This is a genomic window from Pseudomonas sp. GW823-FHT06B06 (genome assembly GCF_058795195.1).
Window position 1 is genome coordinate 62,078 of sequence record NZ_JBXAHO010000020.1, and the last position, 20,655, is coordinate 82,732.

General features: G+C 62.2%; 18 protein-coding genes. 9 read left to right on the forward strand and 9 right to left on the reverse strand.

Going from position 1 to position 20,655, the window contains the following annotated elements; translation table 11 throughout:
- Position 1 precedes the first annotated feature (1 nt).
- From AC1Q8Q_RS19110 to AC1Q8Q_RS19145, 8 genes are all read left to right on the forward strand, one after another.
- Complete coding sequence (locus tag AC1Q8Q_RS19110; protein WP_020800600.1) at positions 2-946, forward strand: DUF58 domain-containing protein; 945 nt, start codon at positions 2-4, stop codon at positions 944-946.
- On the forward strand, positions 943-1,437 hold the full coding sequence (locus tag AC1Q8Q_RS19115) for a DUF4381 domain-containing protein (RefSeq protein WP_020800599.1): 495 nt from the start codon (positions 943-945) through the stop codon (positions 1,435-1,437). Before AC1Q8Q_RS19110 ends, AC1Q8Q_RS19115 begins: the two co-directional genes overlap by 4 nt.
- Positions 1,430-2,509, forward strand: coding sequence for a vWA domain-containing protein (locus tag AC1Q8Q_RS19120; RefSeq protein WP_168758032.1), 1,080 nt, complete (start codon positions 1,430-1,432; stop codon positions 2,507-2,509). The genes AC1Q8Q_RS19115 and AC1Q8Q_RS19120 overlap by 8 nt, the downstream gene beginning before the upstream one ends.
- The gene (locus tag AC1Q8Q_RS19125) at positions 2,506-4,239 is read left to right on the forward strand and encodes a vWA domain-containing protein (protein WP_151142371.1); all 1,734 of its coding nucleotides are present in this window, start codon (positions 2,506-2,508) and stop codon (positions 4,237-4,239) included. The genes AC1Q8Q_RS19120 and AC1Q8Q_RS19125 overlap by 4 nt, the downstream gene beginning before the upstream one ends.
- Positions 4,236-5,888, forward strand: a complete 1,653-nt coding sequence (locus AC1Q8Q_RS19130) for a BatD family protein (RefSeq protein ID WP_020800596.1) — start codon at positions 4,236-4,238, stop codon at positions 5,886-5,888. The genes AC1Q8Q_RS19125 and AC1Q8Q_RS19130 overlap by 4 nt, the downstream gene beginning before the upstream one ends.
- 210 nt (positions 5,889-6,098) lie before the next feature.
- Positions 6,099-7,343, forward strand: a complete 1,245-nt coding sequence (locus tag AC1Q8Q_RS19135) for an exonuclease SbcCD subunit D C-terminal domain-containing protein (protein WP_151142377.1) — start codon at positions 6,099-6,101, stop codon at positions 7,341-7,343.
- Positions 7,340-10,981, forward strand: a complete 3,642-nt coding sequence (locus tag AC1Q8Q_RS19140; RefSeq protein ID WP_492615366.1) for an AAA family ATPase — start codon at positions 7,340-7,342, stop codon at positions 10,979-10,981. The genes AC1Q8Q_RS19135 and AC1Q8Q_RS19140 overlap by 4 nt, the downstream gene beginning before the upstream one ends.
- Positions 10,978-11,574, forward strand: coding sequence for a glutathione S-transferase (locus tag AC1Q8Q_RS19145; protein WP_168758028.1), 597 nt, complete (start codon positions 10,978-10,980; stop codon positions 11,572-11,574). The genes AC1Q8Q_RS19140 and AC1Q8Q_RS19145 overlap by 4 nt, the downstream gene beginning before the upstream one ends.
- A 121-nt stretch (positions 11,575-11,695) precedes the next feature.
- On the opposite strand, the gene AC1Q8Q_RS19150 is transcribed toward AC1Q8Q_RS19145, so the two are convergent.
- The 9 genes from AC1Q8Q_RS19150 to AC1Q8Q_RS19190 all read right to left on the reverse strand — a co-directional run bounded on the left by AC1Q8Q_RS19150 (position 11,696) and on the right by AC1Q8Q_RS19190 (position 18,646).
- Positions 11,696-11,953 (reverse strand): hypothetical protein, encoded by a 258-nt coding sequence (locus AC1Q8Q_RS19150; RefSeq protein WP_020799319.1) that lies wholly within the window; start codon positions 11,951-11,953, stop codon positions 11,696-11,698.
- Positions 11,950-12,162 (reverse strand): hypothetical protein, encoded by a 213-nt coding sequence (locus AC1Q8Q_RS19155; RefSeq protein ID WP_033045345.1) that lies wholly within the window; start codon positions 12,160-12,162, stop codon positions 11,950-11,952. Before AC1Q8Q_RS19155 ends, AC1Q8Q_RS19150 begins: the two co-directional genes overlap by 4 nt.
- 115 nt (positions 12,163-12,277) lie before the next feature.
- Positions 12,278-12,403: a hypothetical protein gene (locus AC1Q8Q_RS19160; RefSeq protein ID WP_020799317.1), complete on the reverse strand. Its 126-nt coding sequence runs from the start codon at positions 12,401-12,403 to the stop codon at positions 12,278-12,280.
- A gap of 211 nt (positions 12,404-12,614) precedes the next feature.
- Positions 12,615-12,794 carry a hypothetical protein gene (locus tag AC1Q8Q_RS19165; RefSeq protein WP_020799315.1) on the reverse strand — a complete coding sequence of 60 codons (180 nt, stop codon included), beginning with the start codon at positions 12,792-12,794 and terminating at the stop codon, positions 12,615-12,617.
- 156 nt (positions 12,795-12,950) lie between these two features.
- Positions 12,951-14,120, reverse strand: a complete 1,170-nt coding sequence (locus AC1Q8Q_RS19170; protein ID WP_492615367.1) for a lactonase family protein — start codon at positions 14,118-14,120, stop codon at positions 12,951-12,953.
- Positions 14,113-14,415, reverse strand: a complete 303-nt coding sequence (locus AC1Q8Q_RS19175) for a DUF5629 family protein (protein ID WP_240963550.1) — start codon at positions 14,413-14,415, stop codon at positions 14,113-14,115. The genes AC1Q8Q_RS19170 and AC1Q8Q_RS19175 overlap by 8 nt, the downstream gene beginning before the upstream one ends.
- A gap of 173 nt (positions 14,416-14,588) precedes the next feature.
- Positions 14,589-16,169 carry an aldehyde dehydrogenase (NADP(+)) gene (locus tag AC1Q8Q_RS19180; protein WP_492615368.1) on the reverse strand — a complete coding sequence of 527 codons (1,581 nt, stop codon included), beginning with the start codon at positions 16,167-16,169 and terminating at the stop codon, positions 14,589-14,591.
- An 11-nt stretch (positions 16,170-16,180) separates the two neighbouring features.
- On the reverse strand, positions 16,181-17,173 hold the full coding sequence (araD1, locus tag AC1Q8Q_RS19185) for an AraD1 family protein (RefSeq protein WP_033044800.1): 993 nt from the start codon (positions 17,171-17,173) through the stop codon (positions 16,181-16,183).
- 150 nt (positions 17,174-17,323) lie between these two features.
- Positions 17,324-18,646 (reverse strand): MFS transporter, encoded by a 1,323-nt coding sequence (locus tag AC1Q8Q_RS19190; protein WP_454865798.1) that lies wholly within the window; start codon positions 18,644-18,646, stop codon positions 17,324-17,326.
- A 193-nt stretch (positions 18,647-18,839) separates the two neighbouring features.
- Between AC1Q8Q_RS19190 and AC1Q8Q_RS19195 the strand changes: the two genes are divergently transcribed.
- A complete protein-coding gene (locus tag AC1Q8Q_RS19195; protein WP_168758023.1) occupies positions 18,840-20,576 on the forward strand; it encodes an IlvD/Edd family dehydratase in 1,737 nt (578 codons plus the stop codon).
- The last annotated feature ends 79 nt before the right edge of the window (positions 20,577-20,655 follow it).

Here is a 20,655-nt window from a genome sequence, read left to right on the forward strand (position 1 = left end):
GATGAACGCCCTCCTGCCGCCCCAGCCGGGCATCCGCGTCACGCTCGCCGAGCTGATCGAGATGCGCCACCGCGTGCGCGAAGTGCAGCTGTTCTCCACGCCGAGCCAGCGCAGCCCGCTGATCGGCCTGCACCATTCCAAGCTGCGGGGCCGTGGGGTGGATTTCGATCAGGTGCGGGTTTACCAGGCCGGCGACGACGTGCGCACCATCGACTGGCGTGTGACGGCGCGCACCCAGGAACCCCACACCAAGCTGTTTCATGAAGAACGCGAGCGGCCGATCTTCATCATGGTCGAGCAAAGTCGGCGCTTGTTCTTCGGCTCGGGGCTGATGTTCAAGTCGGTGCTGGCCGCCCAGGCCGCGAGCCTGATTGGCTGGGCCGCGCTGGGGCATAACGACCGGGTCGGCGGCCTGGTGTTCGGCGACAACGAGCATTACGAAATCAAGCCAAGGCGAAGCAAACAGAGCCTGCTGCAGTTGCTCAACCGCCTGGTACGGGTCAATCAGTCGCTGCACACCGAAAGCGAGCCTGATCGCGATGCGTTTGGCATTGCCTTGCGCCGTGCGCGCGAAGTATTGCGTCCTGGCAGCCTGGTGATTGTGATCTGCGATGAGCGTGCCTTGTCCGGCAACGCCGAACAGCAGCTGAGCCTGCTGTCGCGCCATTGCGACCTGTTGCTGCTGCCAGTATCCGATCCGCTGGACCATGCCCTGCCCGCCGCCGGGCTGTTGCGCTTCGCCGAGCGTGGCGCACAACTGGAACTCGACACGCTCAACTTCGACCTGCGCCAAACGTACCGTGCCCAGGCCGAAGACCGCATCGCCCGCTGGGAGTTACTGGCGCAGAAGCTGCGGGTGTTGCTGATGCCGTTGAGCACGCAAAGTGAAATGGTCGAGCAATTGCGTGAGTACCTCAACCCACAGAAGCCGGGAAAAGGTCGATGAACGGTCTCGAGCAACTGCAGCCACTGATTTTCCCGCCCCCCGTGGACTTCTGGCCACCGGCCCCGGGCTGGTGGTTACTGCTGCTGTTGCTGCCGGCCATCGGTTTCGGCCTGTGGAAACTGCGGCACCTGTGGCCAGGCAAGCCGCCGGTCGCGCCCGTCGAACAACCCCTGGACCCGGTGCGCGTGGCCGCACTGGCGGAACTGGCGCGCATGCCCAAGCCTTACGACGGTGCGCCCGCCGGTGCCTGGCTGCAGCAGCTCAATGGCCTGCTCAAGCGCCTGTGCCGCAACCATTATCCCTACAGCCAGAGCCATACCCTCAATGGCCGCAAATGGCTGGCTTTTCTCGATAACCGCTGCCCCGCTGCCGGCCTGACCCGTTGGATGGTGCTGGTCGAAGGCGCCTACAAGCCCGAATGCAAGCTCGACGACAAGGCCATCGCCGGCTTGACCCAGGCAGTCGACACCTGGATTCGCAAACATGTTTGAGTTCGCCTGGCCGTGGATCTTCGCCCTGCTGCCGTTGCCCTGGCTGATGCGGGTGCTGTTGCCGGTAGCCGACAGTGGCGAACCGGCGCTCAAGGTCAGCTTTCTCAGCGACCTCGAAGGCCTCGCTCGCCGCCGGGCCCGCGCCAACCTGCCCGCCTGGCGCCAACAGGCACCGTTCCTGCTGCTCTGGTTGCTATTGCTGAGCGCCGCTGCGCGTCCGCAATGGCTCGGCGAACCACTACCGATTGCTGCCAGTGGGCGCGATCTGCTGGTGGCGGTGGATGTGTCCGGCTCGATGGACTTTCCCGATATGCAGTGGCAGGGCGATGAGGTCAGCCGCCTCACGCTGGTCCAGCATTTACTTGGCGATTTCCTCGAAAGTCGCGACGGCGACCGGGTCGGCCTGATTCTCTTTGGCAGCCGGGCGTACGTGCAGGCACCCCTGACATTTGACCGGCATACCGTGCGCGTCTGGCTCGACGAAGCGCGCATCGGCATCGCTGGCAAGAACACCGCCATCGGCGACGCCATCGGCCTGGCCGTCAAGCGCCTGCGGCAACGTCCGGCGCAAAGTCGCGTGCTGATCCTGGTGACCGATGGCGCCAACAACGCTGGCGAAATCGACCCGCTCACCGCCGCACGCCTGGCGGCCAGGGAAGGCGTGAAAATCTACCCGATCGGTATTGGCGCGGACCCGGAACAAAGTGGCACACCGGGTTTCCTGGGGATCAATCCGAGCCTGGATCTTGACGAACCCACCTTGAAAGCGATCGCCGATGCCACCGGCGGCCAGTACTTCCGCGCTCAAGATGGCAAGCAATTGCAATCGATCAAGGCCACCCTCGACCAACTCGAGCCTGTGACCCAGCAACCGACCCAGGCCCGCCCGGCCCAGGCGTTGTATCACTGGCCACTGGCGCTGGCGTTGTTGCTGAGCATGCTGCTGGTGGCTCGCGTGCTGTGGCCGGACAACCCGCTGCAACGACTGTTTACCAAGGATTTGTTCTTGCAAACGCAATTGCCTGACTGGCGCCAGCGCCTCAATCGGCTGCGCCTGCGGAGGCGCCGATGAGCGCACTCTGGCCGTACTGGTTCCGCCCGTGGTGGCTGCTGTTGCTGCCACTGCTTGGCTGGTTGCTCTGGCAACTGTGGCATCGGCAGAAGCGCGCCGGGCGCTGGCAGATGATCCTGCCACCGGCGTTCCATGCGGCGTTGCTCAGTGGCGGCAGCGGCCGCGAAAGCAAACTGCCGTGGGTTGCATTGGGCGTGGCGTGGTTGATCGCTGTCCTCGCATTGCTCGGGCCGAGCTTTGCCCGCGTCGAGCAGATAAGCCAGAAACCCGCCGATCCGTTGGTAGTGATCCTTGAGCTGACGCCGCAGATGCTCGCCACCGACGTTCAGCCAAACCGCCTGGAACAGGCCCGGCGCAAACTCTTCGACCTGCTGCAGAGCCGCAACGATGCACAGACGGCGATCGTCGTCTTCGCCGGCAGCGCCCACACCCTGGTGCCGCTGTCGGACGACCTGTCCACCAGCCGCAACCTGCTCGATGCACTCAAGCCGTCGTTGATGCCCGAAGCCGGACACCGTGCCGACCTGGCGGTGCTCAAGGCACTGGCACTGTTGGAACAGGCAGCACTGGGCGACGGCCGGATCCTGTTGATCGGCACCAGCCTGAGTGAACAGGAGCGCCTGGGCATCAGTCGCGCCTTGAGCGGCAAATCGACGCAATTGCTGATGCTCGGCATCGGTACCACAGAAGGTGCGCCCATTACCCAGGAAGATGGCAGTTTCCTCAAGGATGAACAGGGGGCGATTCTCGTGTCGCGCCTGGATGAACCCGGCTTGAAAGCCTTCCTCAATGACCTGGACGGACACTACCGCCACGCACGCCTGAGCGACGCTGACCTGCGCGCCCTCGGCCTGCTCGACGGTCCGCGCAACTTGCGCAACGACGGCCAGACACTGCGTCTCGATACCTGGGCCGACCAGGGCTACTGGTTGCTCTTGCCACTGCTGTTGCTGGCGGCCTGCGCCGGTCGTCGCGGCTGGTTGCTCTGCCTGCCGCTGTTGCTGATGCTGCCGCAACCGGGCTATGCGTTCGACTTTCAGGACCTGTGGTTGCGCCCCGACCAGCAGGGCTTGCACTTGCTCAAGCAGAAACGCCCGGCCGAGGCTGCCCGGCACTTCGAAGATCATCAGTGGCAAGGCGTTGCCCTCTACGAAGCCGGCGACTACAGTGGCGCCGCCCAGCGGTTCGCCGAAGGCAACGACGCCCATGCTCACTACAATCGTGGCAACGCCCTGGCCAGGAGTGGCGAGCTGGAAGCGGCACTGGATGCTTACGAGCAAGCCCTTGAACGCCAACCGGACCTGCGTCCGGCGCTGACCAACAAGGCCTTGGTGGAGAGCCTGCTCAAGCAGAAGGCCGCAACGCCACCCCCTGACAAAGCCGCCGATGAGGCGACCAGCGATCTCGAGCAGCAAGCACCACCCAGTGACGCTGCGCAACCGTCGAAAGCCGGTGAGCCCGAAACGGCTGGCGAACCAACGCAGGCAACCACCGAGCCCTCCGCCACCACGCCCCCGCGCCCTGGCACCAATGAGGTTCCGGGAAGCGAACTGGGAGACGAACAGCACACCGTTGCGCCCATGCGCCCGGCCAGCGACAGCATCGACGGCGAGCAGCAGCAGGCACTGGAGCAATGGCTAAGGCAAATTCCGGATGATCCGGGAGAATTGCTCCGGCGCAAATTCTGGTACGAACAGCAACAACATCAGGATCAGGGAAAAACTCGATGACCCGCTTCACCGCCTTCATGCTTGTGCCGCTGCCCGCCTTGCTACTCTGCGTCGTGCAGACCCAGGCCGCCGAGCTGGTTGCCAGTGTCGACCGGGCTCGACTGAATTCCGGCGAGACGGTCGAACTGACCCTGGAATCCAACGACGTGACCCAGTTCGGCAAGCCCGACCTCACATCACTTGAGCCACTGTTCGAAGTGCGTGGCACCCGCCAGGTCAACCAGCTGAATACGCTCAATGGCGACAACCAGGCCACCACCCGCTGGATCATCACCCTGCTGCCCTTGCAAAATGGCACCGTGGTGATCCCTGCGCTCAAGCTGGGCGACGTGCAGAGCCAGCCGATCACCGTGCAAGTGATCGAGAGCGACCCACAGGCGAACCCGGACAAACAGGCGCCGGTGTTCATCGACGCCAGCCTCGATCAAACCAGCGTGTATGTACAGGCCCAGGCCATCCTGACCTTGCGCATCTACCATTCGGTGTCTCTGTACGACGACAGCAGCCTGCCGCCCTTGCAAATTCCTGACGCCCGCATCGAGCAGTTGGGCGAGTCGCGCACCTACGAGAAAGACATCAACGGCATACGCCACGGCGTCATCGAGATGCGCTACGCGATCTACCCGCAACACAGCGGCGAGCTGATCATCCCGGCGCAGATATTCAATGCCGCGCTGGTAGACGCGCAACCCGTCCAGGACGCCAGCGCCCAGGCGCCGAAATCCGGCAAATTGATGCGCGTCAGTTCCGGCCAACTGCTGTTGACGGTCAAGGCGAAACCCGTCACCTACCCCGCCGACCTGCCCTGGCTGCCGGCTCGCAGCCTGACGCTCAGCGAAAGCTGGAACCCGGAACCGGAACACGTTCAGGTCGGTGACTCGCTCACCCGCAGTCTCACGGTGAAGGCCGAAGGCCTGGGCAGCTCGCAACTGCCGCCGCTGCCTGGCACCGAGGCCAGTGGCTTGCGACGCTATCCCGATCAACCGGTGCTGGGCAACCAGAACAGCGAGCGAGGCCTGGTCGGCAGCCGCGAAGACCGCGAAGCGCTGGTGCCTTCGCGCAGCGGCGCCATAGAGTTGCCTTCGGTCGAAGTGGTCTGGTGGAACACCTTCGAAGACCATCTGGAGCACACCAGCCTGCCCGCCCGGACCTTGCAGGTGGCCGCCAATCCAAGTTTGCTGGTCGACACCCCGGCCGGCACCTCGGCACTCGACAGCGGCGCCAGCAACGAAACCCTCTGGCGCTGGAAACTCAGCAGCCTGATCCTGGCCTGCACCACCCTGCTGGGATTCGGCCTCTGGTGGCGGGCGCGCTCGCAACCGGCCATCCAGCGTGCGGCGCAAACCGGCCCGAGCCCACGCACCGTGCTGGACGACCTCAAGCGTGCCTGCCAGGCCAACGACCCCCACGCCACCCGCCAGGCGCTCGACGCCTGGGCTCGCCAGCAGCCGGAAACCCTGGCCGACATGGCCGCCCGCTTCGTCCCTCTGTCCGACGCCCTCGACGGCCTGAACGGCGCGCTCTACAGCGAAACCGGCCAGCACTGGCAAGGGGAAGACCTGTGGCGGGCGATTCGTACGATCCCGATAGCCGAACGGGTTCAGGACCCGGTTGGGGACAGTGGGTTGCCGCCACTTTATCCGAAGTAACACCCCCTCTGTAGGAGCCGGCTTGCTGGCGATAGCGGTGTGTCAGGCACCATCGAAGTCCATTCGACCCACCGCTATCGCCAGCAAGCCGGCTCCTACAGGTCTACGCGCAGTGTCTGACCACACCCACCCCGTTTGCCAGTAAACTCTCCCCCTTTCGCCGTTGTCATTTTCCCCGCGGCCATCACCTTTTTTCCTACGGAGTTCGCCTTGCGTCTGTTCCACACCTCCGACTGGCACCTCGGGCAGAATCTGCACGGCCAGGATCGCGACTTTGAGCACGGCTGTTTTCTCGACTGGCTGCTGCGTCAGCTCAAGCTGGATCAGCCGGATGTGCTGCTGATCGCCGGCGATATCTTCGACACGGTCAACCCGCCGGTCAAAGCCCAGGAACGTCTTTACGACTTCATCGTCAGCGCCCATGAGCAGCAACCGTTGCTGACCATCGTGATGATCGCCGGCAACCACGATTCCGGTTCGCGGATCGAACTGCCCGCGCCCTTGATGCGCCGTTTGCGTACTCACGCCCTGGGGCGTGTGCTGTGGCTGGATGACGGGCAACTGGACGCCGAACGCCTGTTGCTGCCACTGCCCGATGCCCGGGGTGAAATTGCCGCCTGGTGCCTGGCGCTACCGTTCCTGCGCCCAGCCGAAGTGACGGGCGCGCATTTGGGCGATGACTACCTGCGCGGCATCGGCCAGGTTCATGAATGGCTGATCGAAGCGGCCAATGCCAAGCGCCAGCCCGGTCAAGCGCTGATCGCCATCAGCCATGCGCACATGGCCGGCGGTTCGGTGTCGGAGGATTCCGAGCGCAGCCTGATCATCGGCAACGCCGAAGCCCTGCCCGCCAGCCTGTTCGGGCCGACCATCAGCTACGTCGCCCTGGGGCATTTGCACAAGCCACAGAAGGTCAATGGCGAGGCGCGCATTCGCTACAGCGGCTCGCCGATACCCCTGTCATTCTCGGAGATCGGCTACCAGCACCAGATTCTCGACATCACACTCGATGGCGAAACGCTGGTCAGCGTCGAACCGAAACTGATCCCCCGCGCCGTCAACCTGCAGCGTATCGGCCCTGCGCCCCTGGCTGACATCCTGGTGCAACTGGCTGACCTGCCCATCATCGACCTGTTGGCCGACTACCAGCGCCAACCCTGGCTGGAAGTGCGAGTGCGCCTGGACGAGCCGCAACCGGATTTGCGTCATCAAGTGGAAAGCGCCCTGCAGGGCAAAGCCGTGCGCCTGGTACGCATCGCCGCCGAATACGCGGGCAATGGCAGCCGGGAAGGCGCCGATAACGGTGCCGGGTTGATTGAGCTGGACCAGCTCACGCCCCAGGAACTGTTCAGCCGCGCCTGGCAGGACAACTACGGCAGCGAGGTCGATGAGCAAACCCTCAAGGACTTTGCCGAGCTGCTGCAAGACGTGCAGATGGAGGACGAACAGCCATGAAGATCCTTGCCATCCGCCTGAAGAACCTCGCCTCACTGGCCGGTCCGTTTGAAATCGACTTCACCGCCGAGCCCCTTGCCAGTGCCGGACTGTTCGCCATTACCGGCCCGACCGGCGCGGGCAAGAGCACCCTGCTCGACGCGTTGTGCCTGGCGCTTTTCGGTGCCGTGCCGCGCCTGAACAATACCGGGCGCGACGCCAAGGTGCCGGACGTCGATGGTGAAATCGGCACCGGCGACCCACGCACCCTGCTACGTCGCGGCACTGGCGAAGGCTATGCGGAAGTGGATTTCGTCGGCATCGATGGCAGGCGTTATCGCGCGCGCTGGGAAGCCAATCGCGCCCGGGAAAAGGCCGGCGGCAAGCTGCAAGTCAGTCGCCAGAGCCTGCGCGACCTCGATCAGGATCAACTGCTGGCCAGCCAGAAAGGTGAATACAAGACCCAGCTCGAGGCCGCGCTGGGGCTGAATTTCGAGCAGTTCACCCGGGCCGTGCTGTTGGCGCAGAGCGAGTTCAGTGCCTTCCTCAAGGCCGATGACAACGACCGCAGCGAATTGTTGGAAAAACTCACCGACACCGCGCTCTACACTCGCTTGGGCCGTCGAGCGTTCGACAAGACCAAAGAAGCCCGCGAAGCGCACAAACTGCTGCAGGATCAGGCCAGCGGTGTCACGCCGCTGGCGCCTGAGGCGCGCGCCGAGCTCGATGAGCGCTTTCATGCCGCGCAACAGCAACTGAAATTGCAGCAGGCACAGCTCAAGCAGCTCGAGCTGCAAGACACCTGGCTCAAAGAACTGCGCCGTTTGCATGACGCGCAACTGGCCGCCGCCGAACAACTGCACACTGCCCAACACACTTGGGAAAGCCTGGCTGGCGAGCGCTTGAAGCTGACACGCCTCGAACAGCTGGCCCCGCAGCGGCACCAGTTCGCCCGCAAGGCCGAGGTCGATTCGCTACTCACGCCCTTGGCAGAGCAGATTGCCCAGCATACCCGGCAACATGGCGAACTCAGCGAGCGTCAGGCGCTACTGGAACAGCAACTGGGGGCAACGCGGATCGCCCTGGGCGAGGCACAGCAACGACAAACCGAATGTGCGCCGCTGTTGCGCCAGGCTTTCGAGGAACAAAGCACCCTCGCCCGCCTGGCCAAGGACGCGACCCTGAGCGCCGAAGCCAAGCAGGCCGCCGAACAGGCCTGCACCCAAGGGCAGCAAGCGATTCAAACCTTGCACGAGCAACAGGCCCGGGCGACCGAACACTTGCAACGCATGGCGGCCGAGCTGGCCCAAAGCGCTCATCTAGCGCCGTTGAGCGATGCCTGGAATGCCTACCGTGATCGCCTGCAACAGCTGATGTTGATCGGCAATCGATTGAACAAGGGCCAGGCGGAACTGGCGAACCTCGAACAAAATGCCGAACGCACCGCACAAGCCTTCGCAGCGCAGAAACAGCAACTGGAGGTGCTGTTCAAAGAGGCTGGCGCCGAGCCGGATTCCGTCGCCGAGCAGATCGGTATCCTTGGCAGCCTGTTGCAGGACAACCGCAAGCAACTGCGTGCCATCGAAGATCTGACCCGGCTGTGGGACAGCCAACAAGACCTGGACAAGCGCGGCGCCGAGTTGCAACAACGCCAGGTCGCCGCGCAACAGGAACGTGAGCGCCTGACCCAGGACGGGGTAAAGACCAAGGCTGAACTTACCGTCGCCGAGCAAACCCTGACGGTCACCCGCGACCTGCTGGAACGCCAGCGCCTGGCCCGCAGCGCCAGCGTCGAGGAACTGCGCGCGCAATTGCACGATGACCAACCCTGCCCGGTCTGCGGCAGCCATGAGCATCCCTATCATCAACCGGAAGCCCTGTTGCAAAGTTTGGGGCGCTTTGATGAAAGCGAACAGGCCACTGCGCAAAAAGCGGTCGACCTGCTCAAGGAAAAACTTGGCGAACTGCGCGCCGAAGTGGGCGGGTTGATCGCCCAGCAAAAAGAATTGCTGCAACAGCAGGAACAACTGGCGAGCGCGCAGCAAGCCCTGGCGCCCAGCCTTCAAGCGCATCCGTTGGCCACCACACTGCTCAATCAGGATGCCGACAAACGCGGCGCCTGGCTCAGCCAGCAAAACAGTCAGTTGAACCAGAGCATCACCCAGGACGAACAACGGCAAACCGCCCTGCTCACCTTGCAACAGGATGCTGCGCGTCTGACCCAGCAATTGCGCCACGCCGAAACCGCGCATCAGAGCGCGGCCCAGCACCTGGACAATCAACGGCGTGAACTGGGCAATGACCGTCAGCGCCTGGACGAAGAACTCAGCGCATTCGCCAGCCTGCTGCCAGCCGATACCCTGGAAGCACTTCGCACTGAACCCGCCGTGACCTTCATGCAACTTGATCGGCAGATCGCCGAGCGCCTGGCACAACTCGATCAGCAAAAGGAAGAGCTGGCCGAACAGCAACAACGTCAGCAACAGCTTGAGAAGGAACAGGATCGGCAGCAGACCCGCGTGCAGCAATTGCAAATCGCCGAGCAGCAGTTCAATACGCTGGCCGCACAACAACAGGCCAGCCAGCAGGCGCTTGGACAATTGCTCGGCTCGCACGGCAGCGCCGAGCAGTGGCAACAGCAGCTTGAGCAGGACGTTGAACAAGCGCGTAACGCCGAAACCACGACGGCCACGGAACTGCAAAACCTACTCACCCAACAGGTGCGAATCGCGGCCGAACTCAAGGCGCAGCAAGAGCGTTTGCACACACTGGAAAGCGAAAGCCACGAACTGAGCGGCAAAATCGCCGAATGGCGCGCCCGTCATCCAGAACTGGATGACGGTGGCCTTGAAGACCTGCTGCAGGTCGACGATGCCCATGTGAGCGAACTACGCCAACGCTTGCAGCACAACGAAAAAGCCATCGAGCAGGCCAATGTCCTGCTCCAGGAACGCGACAAGCGTTTGCTCGATCACAAGGCGCAGCACATCGGCGACCTGGATGACGAGCAACTCGCCAACGCGCTCACTGAGTTGCAGAACCAGTTCACCGTCAGCGAACAACGTTGCGCCGAACTGCGTGCCGAACAGGCCGAGGATCAACGCCGGCAGAATGCCAATCAGGCCCTGGCGCAACAGATCGCCGACGCGTACACCGAGTACCAGCGCTGGGCTCGCTTGAACGCGCTGATCGGTTCGGCCACCGGCGACACCTTCCGCAAGATCGCCCAGGCCTACAACCTCGACCTGCTGGTGCACCACGCCAACGTGCAATTGCGCCAACTGGTGCGGCGCTACCGCCTCAAGCGCGGCGGCAGCATGCTGGGCTTGCTGGTGATGGACACCGAGATGGGCGACGAACTGCGCTCGGTGCATTCATTGTCTGGCGGCGAAACCTTCCTGGTGTCGCTGGCCCTGGCGTTGGGCCTGGCATCGATGGCCTCGAGCACGCTGAAGATCGAATCGCTGTTCATCGACGAAGGTTTCGGCAGCCTCGATCCGGAGTCCCTGCAATTGGCCATGGACGCCCTCGACGGCTTGCAGGCCCAGGGGCGCAAGGTCGCGGTGATTTCCCATGTGCAGGAAATGCACGAGCGGATTCCGGTGCAGATCCAGGTCCGCCGCCAAGGCAATGGCTTGAGCACCCTGGAGGTGAAATGACCACCCTCTACTCGTTCCGTCGTTGCCCTTACGCCATGCGGGCACGCATGGCGCTACGCTACAGCGAAGTGGCCGTGGACATTGTCGAAGTCAGCCTGAAGGCCAAACCCGCCGAGATGCTCGCATTGTCGAGCAAAGGCACGGTTCCGGTATTGAACATAGACGGCCAGGTCATCGATGAAAGCCTGGAGATTATGCGCTGGGCCCTGTCACAGTATGATCCGCAGGATTGGCTGCTCAAGGATGATCCGCAAGGGCAGCTCGCCATCGAGGCGTTGATCGAGGAGAACGATCAGGTCTTCAAGGTGCATCTGAACCGCTACAAGTACGCTGAACGCTATCCGCAACAGCCGATGGCGTTTTACCGTGCAGAGGGTGAGGTGTTTTTGCGTAGGCTGGAGGAGTTGCTGGACGGTCGCGATTATCTGCTGGCCGACCACCCGACCCTGGCCGACGTGGCGCTGATGCCGTTCATACGGCAATTCGCCCATGTCGATCGCGAGTGGTTCGCGCAAACGCCCTATCGACGGCTGCAGGACTGGTTGCAGCGGTTTCTGGCGTCGGCGTTGTTTACATCGGTGATGGCGAAATAACCCGATCCTTGTAGGAGCGAGCATGCTCGCGATAAACCCGAGGGCGCCGCGGGGTATCAGGCACCCCACGTAATCGTTGACGACCATCGCGAGCGTGCTCGCCCCTACAGGAATCGGGGTTTCAGGCCAATACCTCGCACATGCCAATCACCGAGCAATCCACCTGGAACGGCCCGAAAAACCCGCTATCGGGCTCGTGTGGCGGGTTGCCCGCGAGCATCCCCATGGCCTTGGCTATCTCGATGTTGCGCGCGATGTTGTGGTTGGCCTCGATGGCCCGTGCCACCCCGCCTATTGACCCGTGCCCGATCCCCAGCAGGGAAAAGCCATTGGTTATGAATGCCAGGAAGGCGATAAGCAAAAGTTTGCAACGGTTCATGCTCCGGCCACTCCCGCCAGTTCGGCCGGATCGACCATCGCCTGTTGTGCGCGATGTTCAAACTGGATGCCAGGGTGCGCGACGTGAATCGGCGGCTCGACGGTTTGCCGCGACTGCGGCGAAAGACTGACAACCAGCACCATGACCAAATAGAGACCGATTGCTACGTAGGCGCCGTGTTTGGCAGAGGTGATGATGGTGCTGGCCATGATGAACTCCGTGGACATGTTTCAGAGTCCATAGAATCAATCAAAAAAGCAGCGGTAACCAACGAGTCTGATGCATAGCAAATATCAACTTCGTTGATCATTGAGCCAGTCTATCTCAGTCTTCAATAAAACTGATCATGCGCTCGCGCGCAGCGTCGGGTTCGCCGGGAATGGGGTCGGCAGCAGACAGGATCGGGGTCGAATAGAGGAACAACAGCACCACGGCAAGACGCATCGTCATTTTGGCAATCCTTTTCTTGAGAAGGAGGAGTCAAAAAATCAGCGTCAAATTTAGAGATATGGCCACCTGATATCAAGCATTACATCGATGGCTAAATGATATTGTCGCAAACGCGTTATGCAGGAGCGACATCACTTCAACGCCTTTCGCTGCCTGGGCTTCGATCGGCAAGTGACTTCGCTCCTGCATAAAAGGCTGCTGGTCGGGTCTTTCAGTGCTGGGTTTTGTGATCCAGGGCGGCGTAGAAGTTGGCGCTCTGTTGCAGGTATTTCTGGGTGTAACTCTGGGCGTGGGCTTTCTTGTCGCTGATTTCAACGTTGGCGCTGGCTGGCAGGGCCACGGTGGCGGAAATGGCGGAAGCGGCGATTACGGAGAAGAGATTGAAGTTCATGCGGATATTCCTCGAAGTCAGTTGGCTTGCTTGCCCGGTGGGGCCGTGAAGCAAACTTAACCCTCGAGGGTTATCAGCCTGAAATGCTTTGTGACACTTACAGATATCACCCTCATTGATAGAAGGATGCAGGCCCCATCAACCGGAGCCTGCGGCCTATTGACGCACCATGAATTTCAGGTCACTCGGTGCATCCATCGGCAGTTTTTGCACGGTTTTACCCAGCAAGCCGGTGATGGCATCGCGCTCGACGACGACAATCTGGTTACTTTTCTGATTGGCGATCAGCACGAATTTGCCGCTCGGATCGAGGCTGAACTCCCGTGGATGATCGCCCTCTACCGGGCGCCTTTGCAGTTCCTTGAGATGCCCCGTCGCCGGGTCGATGGCGAACACCAGCAGCTGGTTGGCCGTACCACGGTTGCTGACATACAGGAACTTGCCGTCCCTGGATGCGTGCAAGGCAGCGGCGGCCTTGTCCGAAACGGGCTGACCGGCAGCCAGATCGACCAACTGGGTTTGCTCAAGCTTGCCGTCGCGGTAATCGAACACCGCCACTTGCGCGCTCATTTCCATGGTCAGCCAGGCGTGCTTGCCATCGGCACTGAACAGCAGATGGCGCGGCCCGCTACCGGGCGGCAGCTGCACGAACGACGGTGTTGCCGGGGTCAACGGCAAGTCAGGATTGGCCTTTGGGTCGAAGCGGTAGGCAAAGACCTTGTCCGCCCCCAGGTCGTTGGAAAACACGTATTGGCCGTCTGGCGACGGTATCGTCGCGTGCACGTGCGCCGACATCTGCCGCTCGGGGTTGACCCGGCTGGCCGGATGGCTACTCATCTGCACCACCGGCTTCAACGAGCCGTCCGCCGCCACCGGCAACACCGCCAAGGTGCCGCCCGGATCTTCAGCCACCGAGTAGTTGCTGACAAACAAGTGGCTCGCTTCAAGGCTCAGGCTCGAATGCGTTGGCTCGTTGCCCAGGCTCTGTACCTGATTGATCAGGGTCAGTACCAGGGTCTTGGGGTCGATGGCATAACTGCTGACCCGCCCGACCGGATCGGTCTGGCCCGGGCCATTTTCGTTGACCACGAACACCCGCTGCTGATCCCTGGACAGGGTCAGCCAGGACGGGTTTTCGCTCTGGATCACTTGCAGCGGCCTGGCGTCGATCTGCCCGGTCGCACTGTCGAAGTTAAGCCGGTAGATACCCTGGCTTTGCCCGGCGGTGTAGGAACCCACGAGCAATTGATAGTTATCGGCGGATGCCACCTGGACGCCCATGGCGCCGATGCTGCCGGCGATCAGCAGTGGCCAGACGTTACGCATCCTGTTGATCATCATCGTCGTCGTCGTTGTCGCCGCTGATGACGTCGCCGAGGCATACCAGACGGTGTTCACCGACGTTATCGTGGATCAGCCAATTCTGCTCTGTGGTGTCAAAGGTCGCGGCCTGGATCTGTGCCGGGGTGAATTCCCAGTGCCTGGCCGCTCGACCGTCCATGCATTCGATGTGCAGGTTGTCGTCGACATCGAGGGCGAATTCGAAGGCGTGCAGCCCGTCGATTTCCACCATCCCGCAATGTTCGAGGGCGTTGAGCAAGGTATCTGTTACGGCAGTCATGGCAGTCAATCTTTGAATGGGAAGAACGCAATGATAGCTCATGCACCTGATGATCGACTGATCGTTCCCACGGTCCCCGTGGTAACGCCTGAACGGACGCTCCGCGTTCGGCTCTGGAAGGGACGCAGAGCGTCCCGGGCTGCATTCCCACGCAGAGCGTGGGAACGATCATGTCAAAGGGCATCGCGAGTCGGCTTGCCATCCACCAGGCGCTGGATACCCAGCGGGTTTGCGTTCTTCAGCACATCCGGCAGCAGGCTGTCGGGGTAGTTCTGGAAACACACCGGGCGCAGGAAACGGTCGATGGCCAAGGTCCCTACCGACGTGCCGCGCGCATCCGAGGTCGCGGGATACGGCCCGCCGTGCACCATCGAATCGCAGACCTCCACGCCGGTCGGATAACCATTGAGCAGGATTCGCCCGACCTTCTGCTCCAGCAACCCCGTCAGTTCGCTGAACTGTTCGAAATCGGCCTGCTCACCGATGATCGTCGCGGTCAATTGACCATGCAGACCGTTCAACGCGGCGCTCAGTTGCGCCTGATCCGCCACTTCGACGACCACTGTGGTCGGGCCGAAGACTTCCGCTTGCAGCACTTCATCAGCCTCGATCAGCAAGCTGACATCGGCCTTGAACAATTGCGGTTGCGCCTGACGCCCTTGTTGCGGTTTACCCGCCAGGTGTTCGATACGGGGATGGTCAAGGAGCTTTTGCAAGCCCTGCGCATAGCTGCCCAGCGTCCCGGCGTTGAGCATGGTCTGCGCCGGTTGATCGGCCATCATGTCCGCCAGTGACTCGAGGAAAGCAGTGAACTGCGGCGAACGGATACCCATTACCAGGCCAGGATTGGTGCAAAACTGACCGCAGCCTTGCACCACCGAAGCCGACAGGCCGCGAGCGATGGTCTCCATGCGCACTTGCAGTGCCTGGGGCAGCACGATCACCGGATTGATGCTCGACATCTCGGCGAACACCGGGATCGGTTGTGGGCGTGCCGCTGCCATGTCGCACAGCGCGCGTCCACCCGCGAGCGAACCGGTAAAGCCCACCGCCTGGATGGCCGGGTGCTTGACCAGCGCTTCACCGACTCCGCCGCCGTAGATCATGTTGAACACGCCGGCCGGCATCGCGGTTTTTTCTGCTGCACGGATGATCGCATCGGCCACCTGCTCGGCCGTGGCCATGTGACCGCTGTGGGCCTTGAATACCACCGGGCAACCGGCAGCCAGGGCCGATGCCGTGTCGCCACCGGCGGTGGAAAACGCCAAGGGGAAGTTGCTGGCCCCGAACACTGCAACGGGGCCGAGACCGATACGGTATTGGCGCAGGTCTGTACGTGGCAAGGGCTGGCGCTCAGGCAGCGCCTGATCGATACGCGCCCCGTAGAAATCGCCGCGCCGTAGCACATTGGCGAACAAGCGCATCTGCCCGCTGGTGCGGCCACGCTCACCGATGATCCGTGCGGCCGGCAATGCCGTTTCGCGGCACACCAGGCTGACAAACTCATCGCCCAGCGCATCCAGTTCGTTGGCGATGGCATCGAGAAATTCTGCGCGACGCTCCGCGCTCAGACTGCGATAAGCCGAATACGCCTGCGCGGCGGCCTTGGCGGCGGCATCGACTTCTTGCGGCGTGGCCTGGGTAAAATCGTGGGGCAACGTCTCGCCTGTCTCGGCGTCGACACTGTGCAATTTGACGCTGCCCAGCGCACTGCGCTGGCCGCCGATGTAGTTGTGGCCAAGAATTCGAAGCATGGGGAAATTCCTTAAAGAGTGCCGACAGTGCCGGGTTCGAACGCCGCATCGACCGCAACGATGCCATTGATCAAGGGCGCGCCGAATTCGCCCTGGCTGATCTCGAACACATCGCCCGGTTGGGGGCGAATGCCGTCAGCGAAGGACAGGGTCGCGGTGCCGAAGAAGTGAATGTGCACGTCCCCAGGACGCAGGAACTGGCTGTACTTGAAATGGTGGTACTCAAGGTTCGCCAGGCTGTGGCACATGTTGGCCTCGCCACTGAGGAACTCGTTCTGCCACAGCACCTGGCCGTCGCGCAGGATGCGACTGGTGCCGGCCAGGTGTTGCGGCAGCTCGCCGACCCGCAGCTCCGGGCCGTAGCTGCAACTGCGCAGTTTCGAATGGGCCAGGTACAGGTAGTTCTTGCGCTCCATCACGTGATCGGAAAACTCGTTGCCGACTGCAAAGCCGAGGCGATACGGCTTGCCGTCGTGACCGATGACATAAAGGCCGCTGAGTTCAGGCTCTTCACCGGCGTCTTCGGCAAACGGTGGCAAGGGGAATGGCTGGCCGGGGCGCACAACGATGCTGCCATCGCCCTTGTAGAACCATTCCGGCTGCACGCCCGCCTGACCGGCCGCAGGCTTGCCGCCTTCCACGCCCCATTTGAAGATGCGCATCGTATCGGTCATCGCGGCTTCGTCACCGACCTGCTGGTGCATCTTGTCCCGGGCCGACGCGCTGCCCAGGTGAGTCAGGCCAGTGCCACTGACCAGCAGGTGCGCCGGATCCGGGTGATCCAGCGGTGGCAGGATGCGCAATTGCGCCAGCAGTTCGGCATAGTCGTGGCTGACACCCAAGCCCAGGCTCTGCACCTGTTGCTCAAGATTGACACCCGCTTCGATCGCTGCCAGCGCCAGGTCGCGAACCGTGCGTGCCTCACGAACTTCCAGGACCTGCGCCCCCTCGACCACGCCGACACGGCGCTCGCCGTTACTCAATTCGAACTGAACCAAACGCATGATTTTTCTCCTGTGACAAATCTCAAATCCAACGAAGGTCCCCGTGGGAGCGAGCCTGCTCGCGAAGAGGTCATCACATCCAACCTATCTGTTGGCTGACGCTGCGCCTTCGCGAGCAGGCTCGCTCCCACAGGAGATCGTTGTGAATCCTCAAGTACGGGTAGCCCCACGCGCACTGGCGGCAAACTCATCCGCCGGCAACACATGCTTGCGCTCCAACTGGCGGTACACCACGCCGGTCAACACCAGGCCGAACACCATCACGCAGGACAGGAAATACAGCCCCGATGCCAGGTTGCCGGTGTATTCCTTGAGCGCGCCGATCACGAACGGGCCGATGTAGCCGCCGAGATTGCCTACCGAGTTGATCAGGGCAATCCCCGCCGCCGCACTCGCGCCGGCAAAGAAGCGCCCGGGCAAGGTCCAGAAAATCGCCGTGCAGGAAAACAGTGCGAACGCCACCAGGCACAGCGCCATCAATTGCAGTACCGGAAACGTCAGCCAGGCGCTGAGGAACAAGCCGATGGCGCCCAACACATACAGCACCGCCAAGTGACCATAACGATCATTCAATCGATCGGAGCTGCGCGGGATGATCAGCAGACCAACGATCCCGAAGACATAGGGCACCGATGACACGAACCCAGTCACCAGGTCGCTGCCGCCGAACTGCTTGATCAGGGTCGGCAGCCACAGGCCCAGGCCATAGATGCTGAGGGTCACTGGCAGGTAGAACAGCGCCAGCAGCAACACGCGTTTGTCCTTGAGCGCGTGCAGCGGGTTGCCGTGGCGGGTCTGGCCGTATGCCTGCAGGTCTTTTTGCAGTTCGCCGCTCAGCCAGTCCTTCTCGGCCTGGTCCATCCACTTCACCTGTTGCGGGCCATCCGGCAACCAGCGCAGTACCGGCCAGGTCAGCAGGATCGCCGGGCTGCCGATGACGATGAACAGCCACTGCCAGCCGTGCAGGCCAAGAACGCCATCCAGGCCCAACAGCCCGCCGGACACGGGCCCGGTGATCATCATCGCGATGGGTTGGGACAGGATGAACAACCCCAGGATCTTGCCGCGATGGCGCACCGGGAACCACTGGGTGATGTAGTACAGAACGCCAGGAAAGAACCCGGCTTCCGCTGCACCGAGCAAAAAGCGCATCAGGTAGAAGCTGTTCGGCCCCTGGACGAACGCCATGCCGATGGTAATGGCGCCCCAGGTGACCATGATCCGGGCGAACCAGCGTCGTGCGCCAAAACGGTCAAGCATCAGGTTGCTGGGGATTTCCAGGAGGAAATAGCCAATGAAGAACAGCCCTGCGCCCAACCCGTACGCCGCATCACCGAGACCGATGTCGGCGCCCATGTGCAGTTTGGCGAAGCCCACTGCGGAGCGATCCACGTAGGCGATCAGGTACAGCAGGATCAGGAAGGGAATCAGTTTCAGTGTGATGCGGCGGATCAGCCGCAATTCCTGGCTCATGGGATCGGTCTCCGATTGTTGTTTTTATAGAACCTCGGGGGACGCCTCTCACGGCTAACCGTCAGGGCCATCCCTCCGCTGAAACCGACTATATAGTAATACTATTTAACCAACAACACTTCCAAACAGGCGAATTTGCGCTTATGTTACGCCTCAGCTCGAACAATATAGTCATACAATAAGAGAATCGATCATGTCTGATAAGAAACCCACCCTGCGCTCCGCCCACTGGTTTGGCACCGCCGACAAGAACGGCTTCATGTACCGCAGCTGGATGAAGAATCAGGGCATCGCCGATCACCAGTTTCATGGCAAGCCAATCATCGGCATCTGCAACACCTGGTCGGAACTGACCCCGTGCAACGCGCACTTCCGCCAGATCGCGGAACACGTAAAGCGCGGAGTGATCGAGGCTGGAGGCTTCCCGGTGGAATTTCCGGTGTTCTCCAACGGTGAATCCAACTTGCGCCCGACCGCCATGCTGACCCGCAACCTGGCGAGCATGGACGTGGAGGAAGCCATTCGCGGCAACCCGATCGACGGCGTGGTACTGCTGACCGGCTGCGACAAGACCACCCCGGCATTGCTGATGGGCGCGGCCAGTTGCGACGTGCCAGCGATCGTCGTCACCGGCGGGCCGATGCTCAACGGCAAGCACAAAGGCAAGGACATCGGCTCGGGTACCGTGGTCTGGCAACTGAGCGAACAGGTCAAGGCCGGCACCATCACCCTCGACGACTTCCTCGCGGCCGAGGGCGGCATGTCTCGCTCGGCCGGCACCTGCAACACCATGGGCACCGCCTCGACCATGGCCTGCATGGCCGAGGCACTGGGCACCTCCCTGCCCCACAACGCGGCGATTCCCGCCGTGGATGCTCGTCGTTATGTGTTGGCGCACATGTCCGGCATGCGTGCCGTGGAGATGGTGCGCGAGGATTTGAAGCTGTCGAAGATCCTCACCAAGGAAGCCTTCGAAAATGCCATCCGGGTCAACGCCGCCATCGGCGGTTCGACCAACGCCGTGATTCACCTCAAGGCCATCGCCGGCCGCATCGGCGTGGAGCTTGACCTGGACGACTGGACCCGCATCGGTCGCGGCATGCCGACCATCGTCGACCTGCAACCGTCCGGGCGCTTCCTGATGGAGGAGTTCTACTATGCCGGTGGCTTGCCAGCGGTATTACGCCGCCTTGGCGAAGCCAACCTGATCCCGAATCCCGATGCCTTGACCGTCAACGGCAAATCCATCGGCGAAAACACCAAGGACGCGCCGATCTATGGCGAGGACGAAGTCATCCGCACCCTCGACAACCCGATCCGCGCCGACGGCGGGATCTGCGTATTGCGCGGCAACCTCGCGCCACTGGGCGCAGTGCTCAAGCCCTCCGCCGCCACACCCGAATTGATGCAGCATCGCGGGCGAGCCGTGGTGTTCGAGAACTTCGACATGTACAAGGCACGAATCAACGATCCGGAACTGGACGTGGATGCCAACTCGATCCTGGTCATGAAGAATTGCGGGCCGAAGGGTTATCCGGGCATGGCCGAAGTCGGCAACATGGGCTTGCCGGCCAAGCTGCTGGCCCAGGGCGTGACCGACATGGTGCGCATTTCCGACGCGCGCATGAGCGGTACCGCGTATGGCACCGTTGTCTTGCATGTCGCCCCGGAAGCAGCGGCTGGCGGTCCGTTGGCAGCCGTGAAGGAAGGCGACTGGATCGAACTCGACTGCGCCAGCGGTCGTCTGCACCTGGACATCCCGGATGCCGAACTGGCGGCGCGCATGGTCGACCTGCAGCCGCCACAGCAATTGTTGGTGGGCGGCTATCGCCAGCTGTACATCGACCATGTGTTGCAGGCGGATCAGGGTTGTGACTTTGACTTCCTGGTCGGTTGCCGAGGCGCCGAGGTACCCCGCCACTCCCACTGACTCCGTTGCCCTCCCCCTGATCGTTCCCACGCTCTGCGTGGGAACGATCACTTCAAGACTTTGCCGCGCCTGTTATCAT

Excerpts from the sequence above, each read along its gene's own strand:
- AC1Q8Q_RS19110 (WP_020800600.1), top strand. The coding sequence starts at position 2 with ATGAACGCCCTCCTGCCGCCCCAGCCGGGCATCCGCGTCACGCTCGCC.
- AC1Q8Q_RS19115 (WP_020800599.1), top strand. The coding sequence starts at position 943 with ATGAACGGTCTCGAGCAACTGCAGCCACTGATTTTCCCGCCCCCCGTG.
- AC1Q8Q_RS19120 (WP_168758032.1), top strand. The coding sequence starts at position 1,430 with ATGTTTGAGTTCGCCTGGCCGTGGATCTTCGCCCTGCTGCCGTTGCCC.
- AC1Q8Q_RS19125 (WP_151142371.1), top strand. The coding sequence starts at position 2,506 with ATGAGCGCACTCTGGCCGTACTGGTTCCGCCCGTGGTGGCTGCTGTTG.
- AC1Q8Q_RS19130 (WP_020800596.1), top strand. The coding sequence starts at position 4,236 with ATGACCCGCTTCACCGCCTTCATGCTTGTGCCGCTGCCCGCCTTGCTA.
- AC1Q8Q_RS19140 (WP_492615366.1), top strand. The coding sequence starts at position 7,340 with ATGAAGATCCTTGCCATCCGCCTGAAGAACCTCGCCTCACTGGCCGGT.
- AC1Q8Q_RS19145 (WP_168758028.1), top strand. The coding sequence starts at position 10,978 with ATGACCACCCTCTACTCGTTCCGTCGTTGCCCTTACGCCATGCGGGCA.
- AC1Q8Q_RS19150 (WP_020799319.1), bottom strand. The coding sequence starts at position 11,953 with ATGAACCGTTGCAAACTTTTGCTTATCGCCTTCCTGGCATTCATAACC.
- AC1Q8Q_RS19155 (WP_033045345.1), bottom strand. The coding sequence starts at position 12,162 with ATGGCCAGCACCATCATCACCTCTGCCAAACACGGCGCCTACGTAGCA.
- AC1Q8Q_RS19160 (WP_020799317.1), bottom strand. The coding sequence starts at position 12,403 with ATGACGATGCGTCTTGCCGTGGTGCTGTTGTTCCTCTATTCGACCCCG.
- AC1Q8Q_RS19165 (WP_020799315.1), bottom strand. The coding sequence starts at position 12,794 with ATGAACTTCAATCTCTTCTCCGTAATCGCCGCTTCCGCCATTTCCGCC.
- AC1Q8Q_RS19170 (WP_492615367.1), bottom strand. The coding sequence starts at position 14,120 with ATGCGTAACGTCTGGCCACTGCTGATCGCCGGCAGCATCGGCGCCATG.
- AC1Q8Q_RS19175 (WP_240963550.1), bottom strand. The coding sequence starts at position 14,415 with ATGACTGCCGTAACAGATACCTTGCTCAACGCCCTCGAACATTGCGGG.
- AC1Q8Q_RS19180 (WP_492615368.1), bottom strand. The coding sequence starts at position 16,169 with ATGCTTCGAATTCTTGGCCACAACTACATCGGCGGCCAGCGCAGTGCG.
- araD1 (WP_033044800.1), bottom strand. The coding sequence starts at position 17,173 with ATGCGTTTGGTTCAGTTCGAATTGAGTAACGGCGAGCGCCGTGTCGGC.
- AC1Q8Q_RS19190 (WP_454865798.1), bottom strand. The coding sequence starts at position 18,646 with ATGAGCCAGGAATTGCGGCTGATCCGCCGCATCACACTGAAACTGATT.
- AC1Q8Q_RS19195 (WP_168758023.1), top strand. The coding sequence starts at position 18,840 with ATGTCTGATAAGAAACCCACCCTGCGCTCCGCCCACTGGTTTGGCACC.